This is a genomic window from Nocardia sp. NPDC060255, assembly GCF_042727395.1.
In the GTDB taxonomy this organism is placed as follows: Bacteria; Actinomycetota; Actinomycetes; order Mycobacteriales; family Mycobacteriaceae; genus Nocardia.
This window is the reverse complement of the sequence record NZ_JBHXAU010000003.1, coordinates 30,573-51,378: the sequence shown is the minus strand read 5'-3', so window position 1 is coordinate 51,378 and position 20,806 is coordinate 30,573. Positions and strand designations below refer to the sequence as shown.

The 20,806-nt window shown below is 65.1% G+C and carries 23 protein-coding genes and 2 tRNA genes; 13 read left to right on the top strand and 12 right to left on the bottom strand.

The window, feature by feature from the left end:
- Positions 1-30: 30 nt before the first annotated feature.
- Entirely contained in the window at positions 31-474 is a 444-nt protein-coding gene (locus tag ACFWF1_RS08490; protein ID WP_379284536.1) for a hypothetical protein, read from the bottom strand.
- Between the two features lie 282 nt (positions 475-756).
- Between ACFWF1_RS08490 and dapA the strand changes: the two genes are divergently transcribed.
- The 3 genes from dapA to ACFWF1_RS08475 all read left to right on the top strand — a co-directional run bounded on the left by dapA (position 757) and on the right by ACFWF1_RS08475 (position 4,748).
- The gene (gene dapA, locus ACFWF1_RS08485; protein WP_379284854.1) at positions 757-1,605 is read left to right on the top strand and encodes a 4-hydroxy-tetrahydrodipicolinate synthase; all 849 of its coding nucleotides are present in this window, start codon (positions 757-759) and stop codon (positions 1,603-1,605) included.
- Between the two features lie 85 nt (positions 1,606-1,690).
- Positions 1,691-3,724: a ribonuclease J gene (locus ACFWF1_RS08480; protein ID WP_379284535.1), complete on the top strand. Its 2,034-nt coding sequence runs from the start codon at positions 1,691-1,693 to the stop codon at positions 3,722-3,724.
- Between the two features lie 217 nt (positions 3,725-3,941).
- Entirely contained in the window at positions 3,942-4,748 is an 807-nt protein-coding gene (locus ACFWF1_RS08475; RefSeq protein ID WP_379284534.1) for an SDR family oxidoreductase, read from the top strand.
- 106 nt (positions 4,749-4,854) lie between these two features.
- On the opposite strand, the gene ACFWF1_RS08470 is transcribed toward ACFWF1_RS08475, so the two are convergent.
- Positions 4,855-5,415, bottom strand: a complete 561-nt coding sequence (locus ACFWF1_RS08470) for a hypothetical protein (RefSeq protein WP_379284533.1) — start codon at positions 5,413-5,415, stop codon at positions 4,855-4,857.
- 29 nt (positions 5,416-5,444) lie between these two features.
- Positions 5,445-5,825 carry a DUF4189 domain-containing protein gene (locus ACFWF1_RS08465; RefSeq protein WP_379284532.1) on the bottom strand — a complete coding sequence of 127 codons (381 nt, stop codon included), beginning with the start codon at positions 5,823-5,825 and terminating at the stop codon, positions 5,445-5,447.
- 219 nt (positions 5,826-6,044) lie between these two features.
- Between ACFWF1_RS08465 and ACFWF1_RS08460 the strand changes: the two genes are divergently transcribed.
- Positions 6,045-6,668, top strand: coding sequence for a TIGR03085 family metal-binding protein (locus ACFWF1_RS08460; protein ID WP_379284531.1), 624 nt, complete (start codon positions 6,045-6,047; stop codon positions 6,666-6,668).
- A gap of 224 nt (positions 6,669-6,892) precedes the next feature.
- Complete coding sequence (locus ACFWF1_RS08455; protein ID WP_379284530.1) at positions 6,893-9,487, top strand: DNA translocase FtsK; 2,595 nt, start codon at positions 6,893-6,895, stop codon at positions 9,485-9,487.
- An 18-nt stretch (positions 9,488-9,505) separates the two neighbouring features.
- Here ACFWF1_RS08455 and ACFWF1_RS08450 read toward each other — a convergent pair whose 3' ends face one another.
- From ACFWF1_RS08450 to ACFWF1_RS08435, 4 genes are all read right to left on the bottom strand, one after another.
- Complete coding sequence (locus ACFWF1_RS08450) at positions 9,506-10,762, bottom strand: DUF6777 domain-containing protein (RefSeq protein WP_379284529.1); 1,257 nt, start codon at positions 10,760-10,762, stop codon at positions 9,506-9,508.
- Complete coding sequence (locus tag ACFWF1_RS08445) at positions 10,759-11,979, bottom strand: alpha/beta fold hydrolase (RefSeq protein ID WP_379284527.1); 1,221 nt, start codon at positions 11,977-11,979, stop codon at positions 10,759-10,761. The genes ACFWF1_RS08450 and ACFWF1_RS08445 overlap by 4 nt, the downstream gene beginning before the upstream one ends.
- 17 nt (positions 11,980-11,996) lie before the next feature.
- Positions 11,997-12,072: transfer RNA gene (locus ACFWF1_RS08440), tRNA-Arg, on the bottom strand.
- A gap of 607 nt (positions 12,073-12,679) precedes the next feature.
- Positions 12,680-13,048, bottom strand: a complete 369-nt coding sequence (locus tag ACFWF1_RS08435) for a hypothetical protein (protein WP_379284526.1) — start codon at positions 13,046-13,048, stop codon at positions 12,680-12,682.
- A gap of 179 nt (positions 13,049-13,227) precedes the next feature.
- Between ACFWF1_RS08435 and ACFWF1_RS08430 the strand changes: the two genes are divergently transcribed.
- A complete protein-coding gene (locus ACFWF1_RS08430) occupies positions 13,228-13,536 on the top strand; it encodes a hypothetical protein (protein ID WP_379284525.1) in 309 nt (102 codons plus the stop codon).
- 277 nt (positions 13,537-13,813) lie between these two features.
- Here the strand turns inward: ACFWF1_RS08430 and ACFWF1_RS08425 are convergent, their stop codons facing one another.
- A complete protein-coding gene (locus ACFWF1_RS08425; protein WP_379284853.1) occupies positions 13,814-14,701 on the bottom strand; it encodes a LysR family transcriptional regulator in 888 nt (295 codons plus the stop codon).
- Between the two features lie 116 nt (positions 14,702-14,817).
- Here ACFWF1_RS08425 and ACFWF1_RS08420 point away from each other — a divergent pair, with 116 nt between their 5' ends.
- The 6 genes from ACFWF1_RS08420 to ACFWF1_RS08395 all read left to right on the top strand — a co-directional run bounded on the left by ACFWF1_RS08420 (position 14,818) and on the right by ACFWF1_RS08395 (position 18,488).
- A complete protein-coding gene (locus tag ACFWF1_RS08420; RefSeq protein ID WP_379284524.1) occupies positions 14,818-15,552 on the top strand; it encodes an SDR family oxidoreductase in 735 nt (244 codons plus the stop codon).
- 351 nt (positions 15,553-15,903) lie between these two features.
- On the top strand, positions 15,904-16,560 hold the full coding sequence (locus tag ACFWF1_RS08415) for a phage tail protein (protein ID WP_379284523.1): 657 nt from the start codon (positions 15,904-15,906) through the stop codon (positions 16,558-16,560).
- 349 nt (positions 16,561-16,909) lie between these two features.
- Positions 16,910-17,221, top strand: a complete 312-nt coding sequence (locus tag ACFWF1_RS08410; protein WP_379284879.1) for a hypothetical protein — start codon at positions 16,910-16,912, stop codon at positions 17,219-17,221.
- On the top strand, positions 17,158-17,418 hold the full coding sequence (locus tag ACFWF1_RS08405; protein WP_379284522.1) for a pyrroline-5-carboxylate reductase dimerization domain-containing protein: 261 nt from the start codon (positions 17,158-17,160) through the stop codon (positions 17,416-17,418). Before ACFWF1_RS08410 ends, ACFWF1_RS08405 begins: the two co-directional genes overlap by 64 nt.
- A gap of 88 nt (positions 17,419-17,506) precedes the next feature.
- The gene (locus ACFWF1_RS08400) at positions 17,507-17,938 is read left to right on the top strand and encodes a pyridoxamine 5'-phosphate oxidase family protein (protein ID WP_379284521.1); all 432 of its coding nucleotides are present in this window, start codon (positions 17,507-17,509) and stop codon (positions 17,936-17,938) included.
- Between the two features lie 91 nt (positions 17,939-18,029).
- Entirely contained in the window at positions 18,030-18,488 is a 459-nt protein-coding gene (locus ACFWF1_RS08395) for a hypothetical protein (protein WP_379284520.1), read from the top strand.
- Here the strand turns inward: ACFWF1_RS08395 and ACFWF1_RS08390 are convergent.
- The gene (locus ACFWF1_RS08390; protein WP_379284519.1) at positions 18,485-18,646 is read right to left on the bottom strand and encodes a hypothetical protein; all 162 of its coding nucleotides are present in this window, start codon (positions 18,644-18,646) and stop codon (positions 18,485-18,487) included. The two genes, ACFWF1_RS08395 and ACFWF1_RS08390, sit on opposite strands and share 4 nt — an antisense overlap.
- A 143-nt stretch (positions 18,647-18,789) precedes the next feature.
- On the opposite strand from ACFWF1_RS08390, the gene ACFWF1_RS08385 reads away from it, so the two are divergent.
- Positions 18,790-19,533 carry an MBL fold metallo-hydrolase gene (locus ACFWF1_RS08385; protein ID WP_379284518.1) on the top strand — a complete coding sequence of 248 codons (744 nt, stop codon included), beginning with the start codon at positions 18,790-18,792 and terminating at the stop codon, positions 19,531-19,533.
- A gap of 42 nt (positions 19,534-19,575) precedes the next feature.
- Here ACFWF1_RS08385 and ACFWF1_RS08380 read toward each other — a convergent pair whose 3' ends face one another.
- From ACFWF1_RS08380 to ACFWF1_RS08370, 3 genes are all read right to left on the bottom strand, one after another.
- Complete coding sequence (locus tag ACFWF1_RS08380; protein ID WP_379284517.1) at positions 19,576-19,743, bottom strand: hypothetical protein; 168 nt, start codon at positions 19,741-19,743, stop codon at positions 19,576-19,578.
- 437 nt (positions 19,744-20,180) lie between these two features.
- On the bottom strand, positions 20,181-20,582 hold the full coding sequence (locus ACFWF1_RS08375) for a nuclear transport factor 2 family protein (RefSeq protein ID WP_379284516.1): 402 nt from the start codon (positions 20,580-20,582) through the stop codon (positions 20,181-20,183).
- Positions 20,583-20,705: 123 nt separating this feature from the next.
- Positions 20,706-20,781, bottom strand: a tRNA-Arg gene (locus tag ACFWF1_RS08370).
- Positions 20,782-20,806: the final 25 nt, after the last annotated feature.

The window sequence follows — 20,806 nt, the reverse complement described above, 5'->3', positions numbered from 1 at the left end:
GCAGATCCCGAGAAAAAGTGCGGCTGTCGATCAGACGTCCCGCTTCTGCCCGTACCCGCGCATCTGGTCGCGCAGCGCTCCCGAAACCGCACCGGACAACCACGAATTCAGCGACTGATTGCTCTGCGCGGCCGCCTCTTCCGCCTTCGACTTCAACGTTTCGACCAGTCGCAGGGTGACTCGGCTGATATCGCCGGTCATTTCCTCGAAGGTCGCGTGGTCGTCGGCGGACGACTGCTTGCGCAGGTCGACCTTGGCCTCGGTGCCGTCGAAGGAGAGGTGCACCGTGCGGTCACCCAGTTCGGTGTTGAGCTCGGTGGCGAGTTCGGACAGCGCGGCAAGTAGCACCAGCCGGGCCGAGCTCTCGGTCGCCGCGGCCAGCGCCGCCGCGGTGGCCTGGGTCTTTTCGTCGCCGAGGGCGGCGGCCGCGATCAGGTCCTCGCGCAGGCGGGCGGTGTACTTGTTCAGATCCATGACATCAGTGTGACGCCATTTTTGATGTCACGCAAGGACGCGAATGACATCATGATCGCGCGGTAGCTGACCGCGCACCCGACCGGCCGGTCCATTCAGTGGCGACGGTGTCGAGGGCGTTCCGCCGACCGGGTAGCCTTTCTGACCATGACGAACGGTGAATCGACGGCAACCCACGGAGCGAGCGTGGAGCCCGAGGGCGGCAGCGTGCGTAACCGCGGCGTGGCAGCGAGCACCGCGAGTCCGACCGAGCTGCGTGCGTCCGGCACGGTGGGTGTCGCGATGGTGACCCCGTTCAGTGCCGACGGCAAGCTCGACATCGATGCCGGTGTCGCGCTGGCCGCCCGCCTGGTGGATCGAGGCGTCGACCTACTCGCCATCTCCGGCACCACCGGCGAGTCGCCGACCACCAGCGAGCAGGAAAAGGCGGACCTGCTCCGCGCCGTCGTCGACGCCGTCGGCGACCGCGCCACCGTGATCGCGGGCGCGGGCACCTACGACACCGCGCATTCCATCGAACTCGCCCGCAACGCCCAGCGCGCGGGCGCACACGGCCTGCTGGTGGTGACGCCGTACTACTCGCGTCCCTCGCAGGAGGGCCTGCTCGCGCACTTCACCGCGGTCGCCGACGCCACCGACCTGCCGGTCACCCTCTACGACATTCCGCCGCGCTCGGTGGTGCCGATCGCCAGCGACACCATCCGCCGGCTGGCCGAGCACCCGCGCATCGTCGCGGTGAAGGACGCCAAGGGCGACATGAACGCGGGTGCCGACCTGATCGCGAACACCGGCCTGGCCTTCTACTCCGGCGACGACACGCTGAACCTGCCGTGGCTGTCGATCGGCGCGACCGGATTCATCAGCGTCATCGGACATCTCGTGCCCGAACGGTTGCGCGAGTTGCTTACTGCTTACACCTCCGGCGCGGTGGCACGCGCCAGAGAGATCAACGCGGCCCTGGTGCCGTTGAACTCGGCAATGTTCCGTTTGGGCGGTGTCGCGATGAGCAAAGGCGGCCTCCGTCTGCTCGGGATCGATGCGGGTGAACCGCGATTGCCGCAGTTGATGCCGAATCCTGAACAACTCGAGCTCCTTGCCGCTGATCTACGGGCGGCGGGGGTGCTCGGATGAGAGAGCGGAGCGAGCGAATCACCACACAGCAGAGCGAGCTAAATACCCAGAGCGCCGAGCGCGTCACGGCTAGCGAGGTACGGGCATGACAGAGCCTGTCGCACGTCGTCCCCGCAGAACCGCGTCCCGCGCCGCGGGAGCACCGCCGCCTGTTCCGGCCGAACGGCCTGCGCGCATCGAGAAGCCGAAAGTCGCGGCGCAGCCCGAGGTTTCGGTGCAGTCCGACGTGACCGCACCGGCTGAGCAGCCTGCGAAGACCTCGCAGCCGAGGAAGGCCACCGCGGCGAAGAAGTCCGCGCCCGCGAAGAAGTCGGCCCCGCGCGCCGAGGCGCCGCAAAACGGCCAGCAGGCACGGAAATCCGGCCGTGGCCGCCAGCAGTCCGGCCGTGGCCGGGCCGAACAGTCTGCGCCCCAACAGGATCCGCGTGCCGCATCCCTCGCGCACGAGCGATTGGGCGCCCCGCCTAAGCTCCCCAAGAACGGCCTGCGCATCTTCGCGCTCGGCGGCATCGGCGAAATCGGCCGCAACATGACCGTTTTCGAGTACGGCGGCAAGCTGCTCATCGTCGACTGTGGCGTGCTGTTCCCCGAGGACCAGCAGCCCGGCGTCGACCTGATCCTGCCCGACTTCCGGCCCATCGAGCACCGGATCAACGATGTCGTCGCGGTCGTGCTCACGCACGGTCACGAGGATCACATCGGCGCCATCCCGTTCCTGCTGCGGCTGCGCGCCGACATCCCGGTGGTCGGCTCCAAGTTCACCCTCGCGCTGGTCGCGGCGAAGTGCCGCGAGCACCGCCAGCAGCCGAAGCTGATCGAGGTCATCGAGGGCCAGCACACCGAACACGGCCCGTTCGACTGCGAGTACTTCGCGGTCAACCACTCCATCCCGGACGCGCTGGCCGTCGCCATCCGCACCCCGGCGGGCGTCGTGCTGCACACCGGTGACATCAAGCTCGACCAGCTGCCCCTCGATGGTCGCCTCACCGATCTGGCCGGTTTCTCCCGGCTCGGCGACGAGGGCGTCGACCTGTTCCTGGTGGACTCCACCAATGCCGAGGTGCCCGGCTTCGTCACGCCGGAACGCGAAATCGGCGGCGTGCTCGACACGGTGATCGGCAAGGCCCGCAACCGGGTGATCGTCGCCTCGTTCGCCAGCCACGTGCATCGCATCCAGCAGGTCGTCGACGTCGCCCAGAAGTACAACAGGCGAATCTGTTTCGTCGGCCGCTCGATGGTCCGCAACATGCAGATCGCGCAGGACCTCGGCTACCTGACGGTGCCGGAGAGCGTGGTCGTCGACCTCGACCAGGCCGCGACGCTGCCCGGCGATCGACTGGTGCTGATCTCGACCGGTTCGCAGGGCGAGCCGCTGTCGGCGCTGTCCAGGATGGCCCGCGGCGATCACCGCCAGATCAACATCCGCGAGGACGATCTCGTGGTGCTGGCCTCCTCGCTCATCCCCGGCAACGAGAACTCGGTGTTCGCGGTGGTGAACGGCCTGGCCAGGCTCGGCGCCACGGTGATCACCCAGCAGAACGCCAAGGTGCACGTCTCCGGGCACGCGTCCGCGGGCGAGCTGCTGTACCTGTACAACGCGGTGCGGCCCACCAATGCCATGCCGGTGCACGGCGAATGGCGGCACCTGCGCGCCAATGCCGCGCTCGCCATCGCGACCGGTGTGCCGGAGGACCGGGTCATGCTCGCCGAGGACGGCGTCGTGGTCGACCTGGTCGACGGCATCGCCTCGATCGTCGGGCGGGTGCCGGTCGGGCACGTGTACGTCGACGGCCTGTCGGTCGGTGACGTCGGCGAGTCGACGCTGTCGGATCGTCTGGTGCTCGGCGAGGGTGGTTTCATCTCGATCACCGTCGCGATCGACGAGACCACCGGTAAGGCGGTGAGTGCGCCGGAGGTCAGCGGACGCGGCTTCTCCGACGATCCGTCGGCGCTCACCGTCGCGGCCGAACTGGTCGAGGCGGAGTTGCAGCGGCTGGCCACGGAGGGTGTCACCGACATCCACCGGATCGCGCAGAGCGTGCGGCGCGTCGTCGGCCGCTGGGTCGCCGACACCTACCGTCGCCGCCCGATGATCGTGCCGACGGTGATCGGCGTCTGATCGACGGATACTGAAAAGCGCCGGGAGCCAATGGCTTCCGGCGCTTTTTCGTAGCTGCCAGTGGCTCGGTACGCATCGTCGACCAAGCTGCGGCGTGGGTCGGCGCACCGGCAAGGGGGCTCTCGCAGTACCTGTATCACCAGGCTCTCCCAGACGTCCAGCATGCCTGTCAACGTGGTGTCGGCGAATTCTTCCACGACACAAGGGGCAGAGATCTATGAAGGACAACCAATTCACCACTCACACAGAACTTTTCGATCTGAGTGGGAAGTACGCCCTTGTCACTGGCGGCACCAGGGGGATCGGGATGATGATCGCGCGCGGCCTGCTCCAGGCGGGCGCCCGCGTCGTCATCAGCTCACGCAACGCGGACACGTGCACGGAGGCACAACGTCTACTGTCCGAGTTCGGCGACGTTCGAGCGATCCCTGCCGACTTGTCCAGGCACGACGAGTGTCAGCGCCTCGCTGATCTTGTCGAGGCCGACTCGGAACGCCTGGACATCCTCGTCAACAACGCGGGAGCGATGTGGCGCGAGCCGCTGGCGACGTTCCCGGACGAGGCCTGGGACTCAGTGCTCGACCTCAACCTCAAGTCGCCGTTCTGGCTGACGCAGGCGCTGCTCCCCGCACTTCGCAAGGCGGGCACCGCCGATGATCCCGCGCGAATCATCAATATCGGCAGTATCGCCGCCGTCCACGTCGCCCAGTCGCCCAACTACTCGTACGCCAGCAGCAAAGCGGCACTCCATCAGCTCACCAGAGTGCTTGCCAGAGAGCTGGGCCCACAGCACGTGACGGTGAACGCGGTAGCACCGGGAGTGTTCCCGTCGCAGATGATGGCGTCCACGCTCGATGCCGTCGGCGACACGATCGCGGCGGCGGCCCCGCTGCGCCGGCTCGGCCGCGACGACGACATGGCGGGTATCGCCGTGTTTCTCGCCAGCCGGGCCGGGTCCTACCTCACGGGCACCATCATCCCGGTAGACGGCGGCATCGCGACGACCGCATCGGGTACCCCCTAGGCGCCGGCGCGAGGTTTTGCCAGCGGACACGGCGATCGGCGGCTGCTCGACGGATACCGGAAAGCGCCGGGAGCCAATGGCTTCCGGCGCTTTCGTCGCTGCTAGCTCATTCCTGGCAGGCCGCGGATTCGATCTTCGCGCTCTTGACGATGTTGCAGGCGAAGGTGTGATCGACCTTCCATTCGCCGCCCTCGGAGACGAAGGAGACGAACGCGTCGTCGACCGGGCTGCCGTTGATGGTGACCTTGGCGTCGGCCTTCAGCTTGCCGTCGCTGGGGTCGTTCACCTTGGTGATCTCGACCTTGACGCCCTGCTTCTTGGCGGCGTCGACCAGGTTGGCGACCAGGTACGGATCCTGTTCCGCCGCTTGGATCCAGCTGATCTTCTCCTTGTTCGGCACTGCGGGATCGAACGCCTTGGTCAGGCGGTCGTTCAGCTGCTGTGTCGACGGCTTCGCCAGCACCGGCGAGGACGGCGTGGTCGGCGCGGAGCCGGTTTCCTTGTCGCCCTTGTCACTTCCGCCCTGGAGCTCGCCGGGCTTGGTGTCGGCGTTGGCGGTGGTGCTCGGCGACGAGGACGCCTTGTCGCCGGAGGCGCACGCGGTGAGTGTGCACGCGGCGGCGGTCAGCACGACGGCCACGGCGGTCCGGAAAGTGCGGTGTTTCACGATGTTTCCCCTGAATCGATTCGCGGACATCAGCCGTGGTTGGACGTGCAGTTCCAGTGCACGATGTAGGCGTCGGAGGAGTTGTTCGCCCGCGCCTTGCTCTGTGCGCCGCTGCGCGAGGCCGCGTAGCCCCAGCTGTAAGAGCCGGTGCGGCTGGAATAGGCTACCGCCCCACAGCCATTGGCGAACCAGACCACCGTCTCGCAGTCGTCGGCCCCGCAGCTGCGGATCGCGCGCGCCTGCGCCGCCCCCGAATCGGGGTAGTCGTAGGAGTAGCCGATCAGTCCGGTAGAGGTGGACAACGCGATCGCACCGTAGTTGTACGCCTTGGCTTGTGCGACAGGCGCGCTGATAGCCAGCGCGCAACCGGCGGCGGCCACGATGGCTGCACCAGTAACAAACTTCTTCACAGGGAATTTGCCCTTCTTGTAATTAGGCCCACGACCCGATGGACCGAGTGACAAGGTACATAGCGAACACCCATTGCGCTACCCAAGAATTCGGGGCTTCGGGTGTCGCAACTGGAGACAATCGCGCACCTTTTCCCGTGCCGCAGACGCACTCACTCGCGATTCGGTATTCGAGAACCAGAAGGTGTGGGGGGATGGGCTGGTCGGTATGTTCAGAGGGTGAGCATCGCGCAGCGGGAACGTCAGAAGCTCGTCGAGACGATGACGGCCGTCGGGCCGGAGGCGCCGACGCTCTGTGGGACGTGGACGGTCCGGGACCTCGCCGCGCATCTGGTGGTTCGGGAGCGGCGCATCGACGCCGCGCCGGGCATCATGTTGCCGCCGTTCGCCGGGTATCTCGAACGCGTGCAGGCGAAGGTGGCCGGCCAGCCGTTTCCCGAGCTGCTGGAACAGGTCCGGACCGGGCCGCCGTGGTGGTCGCCGCTGCGCCCGGTCGACGCGCTGGCGAATCTGACCGAGATGTTCGTGCACCACGAGGACGTGCGCCGCGGCAGCCCCGGCTGGATGCCGCGCGAGATCTCGCAGGCCGACGAGGACAAGTACTGGTCGCTGGTCAGCAAGATGGCGCGCCGGTCCTACCGGAAATCACCGGTCACGGTCGTGTTGGAGTCGCTGGACGGCAAACGGGCCGTTGTTCGTTCGCGGCCGGGCGACGAGGTGACGTTGACCGGCGCGCCGTCGGAGCTGCTGCTGCACGCGTTCGGTCGCGACGAGGTCCGCATCGAGACCACGGGTGAACCCGACGCCGTCAGCACGGTATTGGGTCTCGACCGCTCCGTTTGACCGCTTCTTCGCAGACCTGCCTGATTCCTGGGCCTTGGGCGAAGACTCGTTTGCCGGGGGAAATCAGACCCGACCGGTCGGGTCCGACACGCAGGATCAGCGGCTGGGGGCGCGCGACCCGGATCCCTGGCGACCTGGGCATCTGCACAGTTCGGCACTCCTGAGACGGGCGATACCAGTGTTGCGGATGGTCTGGAAGGGGCGTTTGCGGCTAGCCTGGGTCCATGGCAGGTAAGTCCCGCAGCACCACGACTACTCGGGCGCGGGCGGGATCGGCGCGGGGCAGGACCACGGCGGCTCGGTCCCGCGCGGCGACGCCCCGCACCACGGCGACCACGCCCCGCACCACGACGACTCCGCGCGGCCGCCGCCCAGCGGCCCGCAGGCCGGTTCGGCGCAAGTCGAACACCGCGCCGCTCGCGGTGCTGACTCGCGGCATCAGCAGCGGCTGGAACATGCTCGCGCGCGGCCTCGGCGCCACCACCCGGACCCTGAGCAAGGCCGGCGAGATCGAGCACGGCCACCGTCGCGACGGTATCGCGCTGGCCCTCATCGCGTTGAGCGCGGTGATCGCCGCCGCCGTGTGGCTGTCGGCGGGTGGGCCGGTGGGGCACTGGGTGGGCGAAGCCATCCGGGCCGTGTCCGGGTCGGCGTCGGCCGGGCTGCCGTTCGTCGCCACCGCGATCGCGGTCATTCTCATGCGCACCGAGGCACATCCGGAGATCCGGCCGCGGCTGGTGCTCGGCGGACTGCTGGTCGGTCTGCCGATTCTCGGACTGTGGCATGTCATCGCGGGAGCGCCGACCGATCCGCACGGCCGTTCGCGCGCCGCGGGTTTCGTCGGTTTCGTAGTGGGCGGGCCGCTCACCAACGGCCTCACCGCCTGGCTGTCGGTGCCGATCCTGTTGCTGGCCATCGTCTTCGGCGTGCTGCTGCTCACCGGCACCACGGTCCGCGAGGTGCCCGCCCGGCTGCGCGAGTACTTCGGCACCGGCAGCGGCGGCGACGAATACGGTGAATACGACGGCGAATTCGGCTACGACCCGGCCAAGTACGACGCCGACGGGTTCCCGCTGCACTCCGCCAAGGCGAAGCGGCGCGGCCGCACGCCCGTGGAGAACTATCCCGCCGACGAATTCGGCGATCCCGACGCGGTGACCGAGGTGATCGGCGAGCCGCCGCTGCAGGACGCCAAGCCGATCGCGACGGAAGAGCCTGCCGCCAAGCCGAAACCGAAGAAGCAGCGCCCGGTGGCGAAGGTTGAGGACCAGACCCCGCCGCCGCCGAAGCAGCTCGAGTTCGTCGCCGACCGGGAGGTCGAGGGCGACTACGTGCTGCCGCCGATGTCGCTGCTGACCGACGGCGATCCGCCCAAGAAGCGCAGTGCCGCCAACGAATCGATGATCGAGGCGATCACCGAGGTGCTGGTGCAGTTCAAGATCGACGCGGCCGTCACCGGTTTCGTGCGCGGCCCGACGGTCACCCGCTACGAGGTGGAGCTCGGACCCGGCGTGAAGGTCGAGAAGATCACCGCGCTGGCCCGCAATATCGCGTATGCCGTTGCCACCGAGAACGTTCGGCTGCTCGCCCCGATCCCCGGCAAGTCCGCCGTCGGCATCGAGGTGCCCAACTCCGACCGCGAACTGGTCCGGCTCGCCGACGTGCTCAAGGCGCCGTCGACCCGGAACGACCACCATCCGTTGGTGATCGGGCTCGGCAAGAACATCGAGGGCGATTACCTCGCCGCGAACCTGGCCAAGATGCCGCACCTGCTGGTCGCCGGCTCCACCGGTTCGGGTAAGTCGAGTTTCGTGAATTCGATGCTGGTCTCGCTGCTGCACCGGGCCACCCCGGACGAGGTCAGGATGATCCTGATCGACCCGAAAATGGTGGAACTCACCCCGTACGAGGGCATTCCGCACCTGATCACGCCCATCATCACCCAGCCGAAGAAGGCGGCCGCCGCGCTGACCTGGCTGGTGGAGGAGATGGAGCAGCGCTATCAGGACATGCAGGCCAACAAGGTTCGCCACATCGACGACTTCAACAAGAAGGTCAAGTCCGGCGCGATCACCGCGCCGCTGGGCAGCGAACGGGTGTACCGCCCCTACCCGTACATCCTCGCCATCGTCGACGAGCTCGCCGACCTGATGATGACCGCGCCCCGCGACGTCGAGGACGCGATCGTGCGGATCACCCAAAAGGCCCGCGCCGCAGGCATTCACCTGGTGCTGGCCACCCAGCGCCCGTCGGTCGACGTGGTCACCGGCCTGATCAAGACCAACGTGCCGTCCCGATTGGCCTTCGCCACTTCGTCGTTGACCGACTCGCGCGTCATCCTGGACCAACCCGGCGCCGAGAAACTGATCGGCATGGGCGACGGCCTGTTCCTGCCGATGGGCGCGAACAAGCCGACCCGCCTGCAGGGCGCGTTCATCAGCGACGAGGAAATCCACGCCGTCGTCGACTTCGCCAAGAACCAGGCCGAGCCCGAATACCAAGAGGGCGTCACCGCCGCCAAACAGGGCGAGAAGAAAGACGTCGACCCCGACATCGGCGACGACCTCGACGTCTTCATCCAAGCCGTCGAACTCGTCGTCACCTCCCAATTCGGTTCCACCTCAATGCTGCAACGCAAACTCCGCGTCGGCTTCGCCAAAGCGGGCCGTCTCATGGACCTCATGGAAACCCGCGGCGTAGTCGGCCCCAGCGAAGGCTCCAAAGCCCGCGACGTCCTCATCAAGCCCGACGAGCTGGACGGTTTGCTGTGGACCATCCGCGGCGGCGGGGACGAGCCACCCCCGGAGGAGACCGACTAGGCCGCCACGGTCGCACAGCTATTCTGGCCGCAATGTCACGTGCTCCTGGAGCTCAGACTCATCGGTGGGATCGCCCGTGAAACGAAATCTTTTGCGGCCGTCCCACTGCGATGTCGTCGGATCGAGCTGGCCGGCGAAGGCCAGCGCCATCGACTGCGTTCCGGTCGGAACAGGCCAAGTGCTGCGACAGGTCAGCGTGCTCGGCCGACTGAGGCCGCCGTTCAACTGGCAGTTCATGATTCGTTTTCCGTTCGGGCGGAAGTCCACGCTGACGAACTGGAATCCGTCACTGGTCCGGGTGAGGCCACCTACCCACACCGAACCCTGGCGTGATTCCAGGATCCAGTTGCCCGACAGATCCGAATCGGCGGACTGCTGGACGCGCTCGCTGTAGTCGCGCTCGCCGTTGGTGCCGATCGGGCGTTGGAACACCTGATCAGACTTGTTCGGATCGCTCAGATCGCGCAGTCGTAACGTTGGAACGGCGGCACCAGACGGTTGTACGGCGACCACGGAAGCCGCGTCGAAATCCTGCCACCGACTACCCGAGTAAGTGAGTTGTGTGGGATCGAGTTGGTCGAGAACGGTCAGCGGTGATCCGCTGAGATTCCGGAGGCGCGGTACGCCGTGCGTATCCACCATCACCGTCGTTCCTGCTTGGAGAATCGCAGGGGAGGACTCGAATTGGCCGTTGCGGTATACGTGATACCGAACCATCGTGTCGGCCGTCAGCACGACGGACGTCAGTTCGCGAAGGTAGTCATCGAGGTTGTCCGCCTCGAGCTTTGCGCCTCTCGCCCAGCGCAGTGTCTGATCGAGCTCGAGGGTCGCGGCGACAAGGGTGGCGGCATTCACATCATTCTGAAAGTGACTGATCATTTCATCACCTCCACCGATCGGTTGCTTCGGCTTCCCGCCGTACAGTGCGGCCTCATCCCCGGTGGGTCGCGACCGCCACCGCACCGTGGGCGGGGTCACCGCGACGAATCCGGCACTGGCCGGCCTGTTCGGCAGCACCGGCCCGACGCCCATCTCGCTGGCAGGCACGAGCTGGACTGTGTCCTGCGAACGTGTCCAATGTGCATAGCCGAGTACATGTTTCGTGATCAGCCAGCCGACCAGCACGAGAATGATCAACGCGGCGGCGGCTCCACCGAAGATGGCCTTGCGCGACGCCTGCCACAAGGATGGGATTCTCCGATGGTGTGGCGGCCGCACATCGTCGGCCTCGATCCCGTTCAGCGCGGCGGAATCCATCACTACCGCCGCGCTCACTTGGGGTGGTTGTCACCACCTGCCTTCGAGCTGCTGGTAGGCCTATTTTGTGGCCACTCTTGCTCGATCGTGGTGAGCGCGAGTTTGACGGCCACGTCCTCGGGCTCGAACCAAGCGATCACCCCCTCGATCAGCGCTTCGCGACCGTCACTGCCGAACCTCCCGCACACCCGAACCAGTCCGCCCAGGTCGAGTTTCGGATTGATACCGACGCCGACCTCCGCGTACTGCCTGATGTACTTCGGCATCATCCGGACAAAGTTCTGTCTGCCCAAAACCTGCTGCAGGTCATCGATCTCCGAAAGGGCAAGCGCGATCTTCCGTACGGCGGCGTCGGTCAACAGTTCGTCTCTGGATATGTCGAGTTCCGCCGCTCGGCGTTCGGCCGAGAACTCATCCGGTTCAACGGGTTCCATCGTCGCGGCACCGGAATCCGCAGTGCCCGAGCGAGATGCGTCGTGCAACAGTCGCGATTTGAGAATCTGATACACCCGCGACTCGCGCGAATCGGGTCTGATGATTGTCGAGTGGTCACCCTCCAGTGTGCCGCCCTCGCGGAACACGAATCTGGCCGACGCGCGTTTGACAATGTTGTCCGACGCACCGGCGTAGGCCTCGATCGGTATGGGCACGCTGTTCGCCGATGTCTCGGTAGCATTCACGACCCTGTTGACGATGACCTGTTGTGTCTCGAGGATTTGCTCGGCGATCGGCCGAAGTTCGAGTTCCTGATCGTTTCGAATAAGCCGGCCGAGGAGACGTCGCCACGTGAGCGCGAATTCGGACCCCGAATTGGGCGTGGCAAACATCAGGACGCGCCGGACCCGCTGCAGTTCAATGCCTTTGCCGGCATCGAGCTGTTGGGCCAGGTACCGCTGCACAATCAGTCCGCCCTGACTGTGCGCGGCGAAGATGATCGGCTGATCTGCCGGGATCTCCTCGGCAATGATGGTACCCAGGTATTCCGCGACGGTGTTGAAGTCTGGCACGCGTCGTCTGGGGTCCGGCTCGAGAATCCGGGAGGGGTAGTCGAAGTTGATAACGCGGACCCGATCGGCCAGATCTGGATCACCCTCGATGAGCTTCATCAAAGGTTCCCAGGCATCCTCGCCGGACCGTATGCCGTGTACTAGTACCAATGCAACCTGCGCTGCCAAATTGGTCGCCTCATTAGTAGTGGCCGGTTGAAGCCCTATCGCACGGTTATCGTACGGCACGACCGCTGATCGAAGGTTGGTGTGCCCGGAGGGATTTGAACCTCCGACCTCCCGCTTCGTAGGCAGTCGCTCTCCCCGCTGAGCTACGGGCACGCGGCCCCGTACGGGGGCCGGAAGCAGGGCGCCTTCGGCGAGATTCGAACAGCATCCACACCAACGCCTATCCGTCTTGAACTGCACTTTTCTGCCGAAATTGAGGTGATTCGACGTCGTCGCCGTCGAAACGGTGAATCGTCATGAACCTCCGGGCTCTCGAAGTGTGTGGCGGTCGGCTGGTTGAACTTGGTCGCTGGTCGGTACGTCGGCGAGGATCCAGCCATTTGTGCGTGTTGCGGTGTGGCCTGCCTTCTTGCCATAGCCGCGGCAACCTTCGCGGCCCGGGCCGCCGAGGCGAACACCGATGCGTGGAGCTATACCTGCGACACGCTCCCGGAATTCTCGGGAGCCGTCACCGCTACCGGGCACTGCACCGCGCACGGCGGCGCACCCAAGTCCGGGAAGATCAAGCAGGGGTTCACGATCAAAAATCAAAACGGCAGTAACGGATTCGAATGCAACGAGACAGGCGGTGAAGCCACACTCCCTGCCAAGGTCCACGGAAACAGCTGCAATGGGGCACCCATGTGATCCGGCTGCCGAGCCGGATAACGGCTACAGCGACGTCGATCCTCCCCGGCAGCCACGCTGCGACTCCGCGAAGTCAATCGACCATGGGTTTGGCAATGTAGAACGGCGCATACGAGCCGGTATGCCACACAGCATCAGGCCAACCCAGATGCACCTGGGTGGTGATCACAGAGCCCTGTTCAGGTCCACCGGACAGAAATGCCTCCAGATCGCCAACGATCTCGACGAGATCCTCCGCCAGCGCTGACGTCTCGCGCGTGACCGCCACATGGATCACAACCTCACCGGGCCGAGGTTCGACCGCCATGCCGACAACCTCACGACCGAGGAGACCCAACGCAGCCTGACTGACCGCGAGAAGCAAATAGTTCCGACGCAGCAGCGCGTCTCTCTCGTCCGGAGTCAAGTCCGGGTTGTAGTACTGCGAACCGGGATACGCCACCCCGACCACGATATCCGGACCGATCGACCAACCCCACCCGCCACCACCATGACGATCTACGGCTGGAAGTGCTGGTCCCCAAACGAACGTCCGGAAATCTATGCCGCGACCCGCGCGATTCCAACCGGCTGCGGGACGTGACGAACACACGCCTTCAGCGGGCAGGCATGATGCCTGACATGGTCATCGAAACCCCGGACGGTGAGCAGTTTCGGTTTCTCATCGAGGCAGCTTTCACCGTCACAGGTCGCGGGACCGCTGTCGTTGGATACGTAGAGTCCGGCGTAACGTCCGTCGGCGATCGGCTGCATCTAGTGCGAGCCGACGGCCGACTAGGGCCGTCGGATATCTGCTGGGCCATAGAGGCCGTGATCAACGCCGGGCAGCAACCGGATCAGCCCGCGCCGATCGGTCTGGTCTTCCGAACGCTTAGAAAATCGGACTTCGAGCCTGGCGATGTCATCGTCGGTGATGTCGAGGGGTCGTAGCCGCAGCCCTCTTGACATCCGCTATGCCGCGGAGCGCGCGTTTCGGGCGGATAGTGGCCGGCCTCGGACTGGACTGGCCCTCAACGCTTCTGAAACATCCGGATCTGCCGATTACCGTGCGTGTGCGGACACTGTAGTTAACCCACTTCGCAGACATGCCTGCGATCAAAGGTTCAATGAGGTCGCGGGCCCCTGTGCGTGTTCTCGGCTGCTCGAGCTTCGGTCTTGTTGAAACGTGTTTGGCACCGACCTGTTCGGCACGACACCGAGCGGCTGATCACCTGCTCAACGACCCCGGGGGAGTGGCTGGGTCGGGTGGCCAGGTGTTCAGGAAATCGGTGATCAGCGGGTTGGTATCGGACGCGCGGGTTGCCAGGACGACGCGGACCGGGTCGATGCCTTCGATGGGCACGGTGGTCAGTTCGGGGCGCAGTTGGGGTCGCCGGTCGCCGGCAGCCAGGATCAGTACGGTCCGCTCTTCGGCGACGAGGTCTAGCTTGTCTTCGAACGATTCGTAGCCGATCGGCGCGCTGCGAGCCGGAACGCCATCCGGGCGGGGCTCCAGGCGGGCGAAGTCGCTCCATTGCGGGACCGCGTTCGGGCATTGCGGGAGAACTTCGTCGCCGAGGTCGTCGACGGTCACCGACTCCTTTCCGGCTAGGCGGTGGTCTATGGGGACGACCAGGACCCGTGGCTCGGCCCAGAGCTGAGTGAGCCGCAGGCGGTCGGTGGGGAAGGGCAGTGGGGCACGGGCGACCAGGGCGTCCACGCGGCGGTCGGGGAGGGCGTTGGCGTCGTTCCAGTCCAGGTGGCGAGTTCGGATGCGGGCCTTGGGGTTTCGGTGCCGCAGCTGGCGCACAGCGTGCGTGATCACCAGGTCCTCGACGTAGCCGATGGTGAACTCGGGTGGGGTCGCGGCGTCGCGGGCGGTGCGCTCGGCACGATGCGCTGCTTGGAGCAGAGCCTGAGCCTGCGGCAGAAAAGCGCGACCGGCTTCGGTGAGCCGGCTGCCCTGCGGGGTGCGGTCGAACAGGCGCACGCCCAGATGTTGTTCCAGGCGCTGGATCTGGCGGCTCAGCGATGGCTGCGCGACGTGCAGCACCGCGGCGGCGCGGCCGAAGTTGGCGTGCTCCGCAACGACCGTGAAGTAGCCGACAAGCCGCATATCGAGGTCCGATCCGGGAACGCGCACGCTTCGAGCGTACCGACATGCAGTGCGTGCATGACGGGTTGCAGGTCAGGTCTTGGACGCCGTCGCGGGTCCGGGACTTGAATCGAGACATGGGAAAATATGACGGAAAGCGCGCCCTCGTCACCGGCGGCAGCAGCGGAATCGGACTGTCGATCGCACGTCTGCTGGCCGCCGATGGCGCTCGGGTAATGGTCACCGGACGCAACAAAGCCGCACTCGAAACGGCGAGCAAAGAGGGGCTGATCGCGGTTCGCAGCGACGCCACCGCACAAGCCGACATCGACGCCCTGGCGGGGAAGGTTGAGGAGACGTTCGGTCAACTGGACGCGGTGTTCCTCAATGCGGGCATCCCTGACAACGCCTCGTTCGAGGCGACGACCGAGCAGACATACGACGCCATCTTCGCGACCAACACCAAAGGGCCCTACTTCACCTTGCAGCGGCTGCTTCCGCTGCTCGCCGAGGGCAGCGGCGTGGTGTTGACCACCTCGGTCGCGGACGAACTGGGGCTGCCGGACCATAGTGTCTACTCGGCGAGCAAGGCGGCCCTGCGGTCGATGGCGCGAACCTGGGCTCGCGAACTGCTGTCGCGCGGTATACGTGTCAATGCCGTGAGCCCGGGGCCGATCGACACAGGCATTCTGCACAAAAGCCTGCCCGCTGAAGTAGCGGAGGAAATGTCGGCGGGTTTCGCCGCACAGATTCCGATGCTGCGCATAGGGACCCCGGAGGAGGTCGCGCGGGCCGCCATTTTCCTCGCCTTCGACGCGACCTACACCACCGGCGCCGAGCTCGCGGTCGACGGTGGCGGCACCCAGTTGTGACACCGCCGTTCAGGACGAGGCGGTATTCAAGTTCGACGGATGGGCGCGATCCGGTACATCTCCCGAATCCCTCATGCCGCGACCCGCCCGGTTCGGAGCGGCCAGCGCGGGTCGGTGGAAGATCAACGGGCAGAGATCATCTCAGCGCAGGAAACGCACGATATTGCCGAATATCGATCGATCCGAGGACCACTCGGCAACACCGGCTAACTGCGGCGCCTCCTCACCAACAGCTATGGCGGCGGCCGAACACGCTGATCGAAGCGGCCGGTTTCGCGATTTTCGAGCGGCGGAGCCATGATGGCCGTGAAAATGGCAGTGGCCCAACCGATCTCGATGTCAGGAGACCTCATGGTCGAGTATGTCAACCCGAACTACCCTGTCCCTGCTTACCGGTATCGCGTCTACTTCCGTGGCAGCGACGGCGAGAGTGAACTGCTCTGCTCGGGCGTGAGCGGCCTCGAATTGGGTGTCGAGACGATCGAGTACAAGGACGGGCTCGGCAACTGGTTCCAGATGCCCGGCCAGTCGCAAGCCGTCAACGTGACCCTGCAGCGCGGCGTACTCCGCAAGGACGGTCCGCTGTACCCGTGGCTGATGTCGGTCAGCGAGAACGCCGTGGATAAACGAGATCTCACGATCAGCCTGTCAGACGAGTCCGGTGCGACACCTCTGGTCACCTGGAACATCAGCGACGCTTTCCCCGTCAAGCTGACCGCGCCGAGTTTCGACTCCAGTTCCAACGAGGTCGCCATCGAGGAAGTGTCGCTGCTCGCTCTCCGCGTCACCCGTGGGGTCGGTTCGGCGGCGGCCTTGACGCACCAGCAGCTGCTGGGAGCGATCGGTCGGGAAGCCGAGTATGTCGCGGACAAGCAGGCGGGTCAGGCATCTAAGGCGCTCGAAGAACTCGCCCGCGCCTACGCCCTCACCCGGCGCATCGAAATCAGCAAGGAGAACACGACCATCATTGATGGCGCAGGCGAAGCGATAACGATCGAAGCTCGTTGACGCTTGTCGCTAAGGCACAGTCGGGCGGCAGGTTCTGCCCGACTGCGCCTTAGCGACGCGACTGAACGTCTTGCTATGCCGACTATGCAGCCAACAACCATTACCACCGATGCGATTGCCGAAAGCCATCTCATCGTGATTCCCCCTGCGCTGCAATTGGTCTCGATCCTTGCCCCCGATGATGTGTTCAGTCTGATCGAAGGGACAATCGCCAGCAAGCCCCGAACAACTGGGGAGCGGGCGGCGAATCGCTCGATCGCACTTACCAGTACGACGGCATGTTCTTGCACGTCGCACGGCCGGAGTGCGCCTACTGTGGGGGGCTGTCAAATGCGCGTTTCTCGATCGCGTGGAACAGCTCTTGGCGGACACCGTCCCCGGGCCTGCTACCAAGCTGATCCCCAGCGTCGGCAACGAAATCGGCATGGGTGCAACGCTGCTCACACCCAGGCCGGGTCTCGCCGAGCACACGGTCGAAGAACTGGTCACACTTCTGAGCCGGTTCTCCCGACCGTTCCTGATCACCGAGGACCAAGGACGCGCGGCCACCGACCTCACCTCCTGTGGCCAGCCCTACTGGCCGCTGCCACCCGATCGATGGTCGCCACTCAGCTCGGCCAAGGCAGTCCACTGTCGCCCGATCTGGCCGAACAGCTGGTGACCCAGAGCATCAACGCGGCAAGCCAGCCACTGGCCCAGGGTGCGCGCCTGGACAAGATCATCGACCGGGTCGCCGTACCCGGCGGAAACACCGCGGCCGCCATCGAAGCCGGCAGCCACGATCTGACGACAGCATGGCGGACGGACTTCGGAGCGACCGCCGACAATGAGCGTGGCAAGCCTCTACCTGCGTTGTGACTGCAAGGGCGCCCGACAGTGTGAGATCGGCTGTCTCCCAGCGTCGTTCGCTCATGACGATTGCGTGACAGGGTAGCGTTCGAACATCATGCGCCCTCTCGACGCCCCCGAGCGCGGGGAACTGCTGACCATGGATGTCGTTGCGCACTTGGCGACGATCGACTCGGACGGGTATCCGCACGTCACGCCGATCTGGTTTGTCTGGGAAGGCGGAAGCTTCTATCTGACCAGTGATCCGGGTCGCCCGCACCTGAGCCGAATCATGCGAAATCCCAAGGTCGGACTCGTGATCGACGTAGAGGCTGCGCTACGCGCCGACGGGGAACGGCCGAACAAACAGGTCCGGGTAATCGGTGATGCCACGGTCTCCCTTGATCCGGATGGGATATGGACCCAACGCATCCGAGCGAAGTACATCGATGGCTCGATCGCACCCGACGCGGTTGAGCGGCCTCCGGACCGGGAGAGAAAACTCATCACAGTCACCCCGCGCAAGATCACTACCGTCGCCAGTATCTGAAGACGAAGAACGCACCCGTGTTTCGGCCTTGCCACGCCGAGCAGTCGACGAATACGCCAGCGATAGAGCGGAAATCGATATGGTCGGCCGCGTGGATTTCACCGGATCGCTGGCGGAGTTGATCGAGGGCCTGATCGTGCAGCGCGAGCGGCGCGCCAGGCTGATGCCGGACCTTTATGCGCCGCCCACCTACCCCAATCCCGGCGCGTGCGAGTCAGACCTTGCCGCCGCTGAAGAACGCATCGGTCGCCCGCTCGACCCGATCCATCGGCGACTGCTCGAAGTCGCGGACGGCTGGAAAGAATACGACGGCAACCGGAACCTGCTGGGAACCAGGGATATTGGTCTTTCCGGCACGTGGCGTTCGGCGATCGAGATGATCGAGATTTACCACACCGAAGGTGCGGAGGCGATGTTCGGTTGGCCGACCGATATCGCCGACGTCGTGCCGCTGTGCGAATACTCCCATTCCACCGCGTTCGTCATCAGGTCGCAGCACAGGACTGTAGATAGATTCTGCGGCTGGGATAGCTGCCGCATTGACGCCTAGGTCGGCGGGCCGCCCGGATCGATCTGGTCGACCATGTCGCTTGGATACAGCCAGACGAGTCGCTTGCCCGGAAACATCTTCTCGCGCAGCGGAACCCATAGCATCCCTACTCGATGATCGAGGCTATCGCGCACGAGTCGCGCGGCGAGCAGCGTCATCCCGGCGAATTGATGTGCAGCGGCACCCTGCCGGGCGGCAGCGGTAGGGAACTGGGATGCTGGCTGTCACGGGCGACGAACTGCGCCTGGAATCGAAGGTATCGGCGTCATCGAACACCACATCGACTAGCAGTGAGGCATCCGTGAAAATCGATCAGGTTTCCGACTCCGTCTACGTGGTAGCCGGAACGAATGTCAACTGGGCGTTGGTCAGTGACGGCACGGCGGTCACCGTTATCGACGCGGGCTACCCTGCCGACACCGCCGATGTGCTCGACTCGGTCGCCCAGATAGGCCATCAACTCACCGACATCGCCGCCGTGCTGATCACCCACGCGCACCTCGACCACATCGGCGCGATTCCCACCCTCGTCGAACGTGTCGGCATGCCTGTCTACACCGGCGCCGAGGAGGTTCGGCACGCCAAACGTGAATACCTGCAACAGATCACCCCCGCGGGCATGATCAAGCAACTGGCCACCCGTCGTGGCCGCCGCTGGGTCGCCCACACGCTGGGCGCGATCCGCGGCAACATCGGCATGACCGTCCCGACAGCGACAACCGGCGAACCCGCCGTACTGGCAGCGCTGCCCGGCAAGCTCGTCGCGATACCGAGCCCCGGCCACACCACCGGTCATACCGCCTACCTCCTGCCCGCAGAAGGTGTCTTGTTCTCCGGTGACGCACTCGTCACCGGACACCCCCTGCTCGAACACACCGGACCGCAACTGTTGCCGACCGTGTTCAACTACGACGAAGCTCGCACCCGCACTACGGCCGTGGATCTGGGGAACCAGCCTGTGCGCACGTTGGTACCTGGCCACGGCCTGCCGATGACTGTCGAGGGCGACCAACTCGCACGTGCCCTACGCGCAGGTCGCCCTTGATGATCGCCCCGAATTCCGGCCGGAATTCTACGGCCGCTGCGCTCACGAACCCTTCCGGAATATCAAATAGAACGTCGCGAACACAAGGACGATTCCGACGTTCACCAACAGCCTCGCCCAGAACTGGTGCCGGAAGATCAGCACGTCCACGCCGACCACGACAGCCACCAGCGCGAGCACGTAGAGCACGATAACCGCCGGTCTGCCCATATGTTCTTTCTACTCCGTATGGGCAGAGCCGATAGGCATGCCTCAGTGATCGCTACCATCATTGTGGTAGCCACCATCCAAGTGATAACCACCCGCTACCAGGTCTGACTGATGGGACGCTTCCCAAGGCCCTGGAGCAGCTTGGGCCGCGGCCGAAGCCACCACCAGCGCCGCGCCGATCGCCGATATCCCGGCAAGAAGTCGCGTCACTACTTGCATGGCACTCTCACTTTCACTTCTCAGAGGTCGTGATCACGTCGATCACAGACGATCACCATCCACGCCCAGCCCACCTCTCCTGGGCACTCCTACAGCCAACCCGTCGGCACTGCGACGCACGAGACCCGAATCGCTTCGACAATCGTCCTGTCGGATTGACGCCCAGAGCATCACTGAGCTCTCCATTACCTGTTGCGGGAGTACGACTTCCATGCATCTCAAGGCGTCAGCGGTTTGCGCCTGGGAATCACCCGGCGGCGAGCGATGCGCCAGCCCTCAGCCGTGCGGCAAATCGTGTCTTCGTAGGTGACACTGCCGGTCGTACCATCGGCGTTCACAGCCAACCCCTTGGATACCGCCTGCACTTCGTCCACCTCGACGGCGGTAATCACGATATTGGTGACGTGGTGCGCGAGCGGGTTACGATCCCCGAGCTGGATCGCCATGTCACAGAGCGCAATTCGCCCCCGAACCACCCCGCGGCCGAACTCGGTCATGTCATAAACAATATCGTCGGCAAGCACCTCGGCCATCCGGTCGAAGGCACCGGCATCGCTGAGGTGACCATGCAATGCGATCACCTCGTGGATCGACATCCGGTCCGCAATCGAGATCGACACCAAGCCAGTCTCACATGACCGGAAATCTACCGCCACGCAATTTCCGACCCCACCCATCGCCGTCACCGCACGATGCCGGTCGGCAGCGAGCTCGACTGCGGCTGAGCCATGATTCGGCAGTAATGGTGCGCTCGGAAGGATTCGAACCTTCAACCCCCTGGCTCGTAACCAAGTGCTCTCTCCGTTGAGCTACGAACGCGTTGCTCGCGTACGCGAGCTGGTTC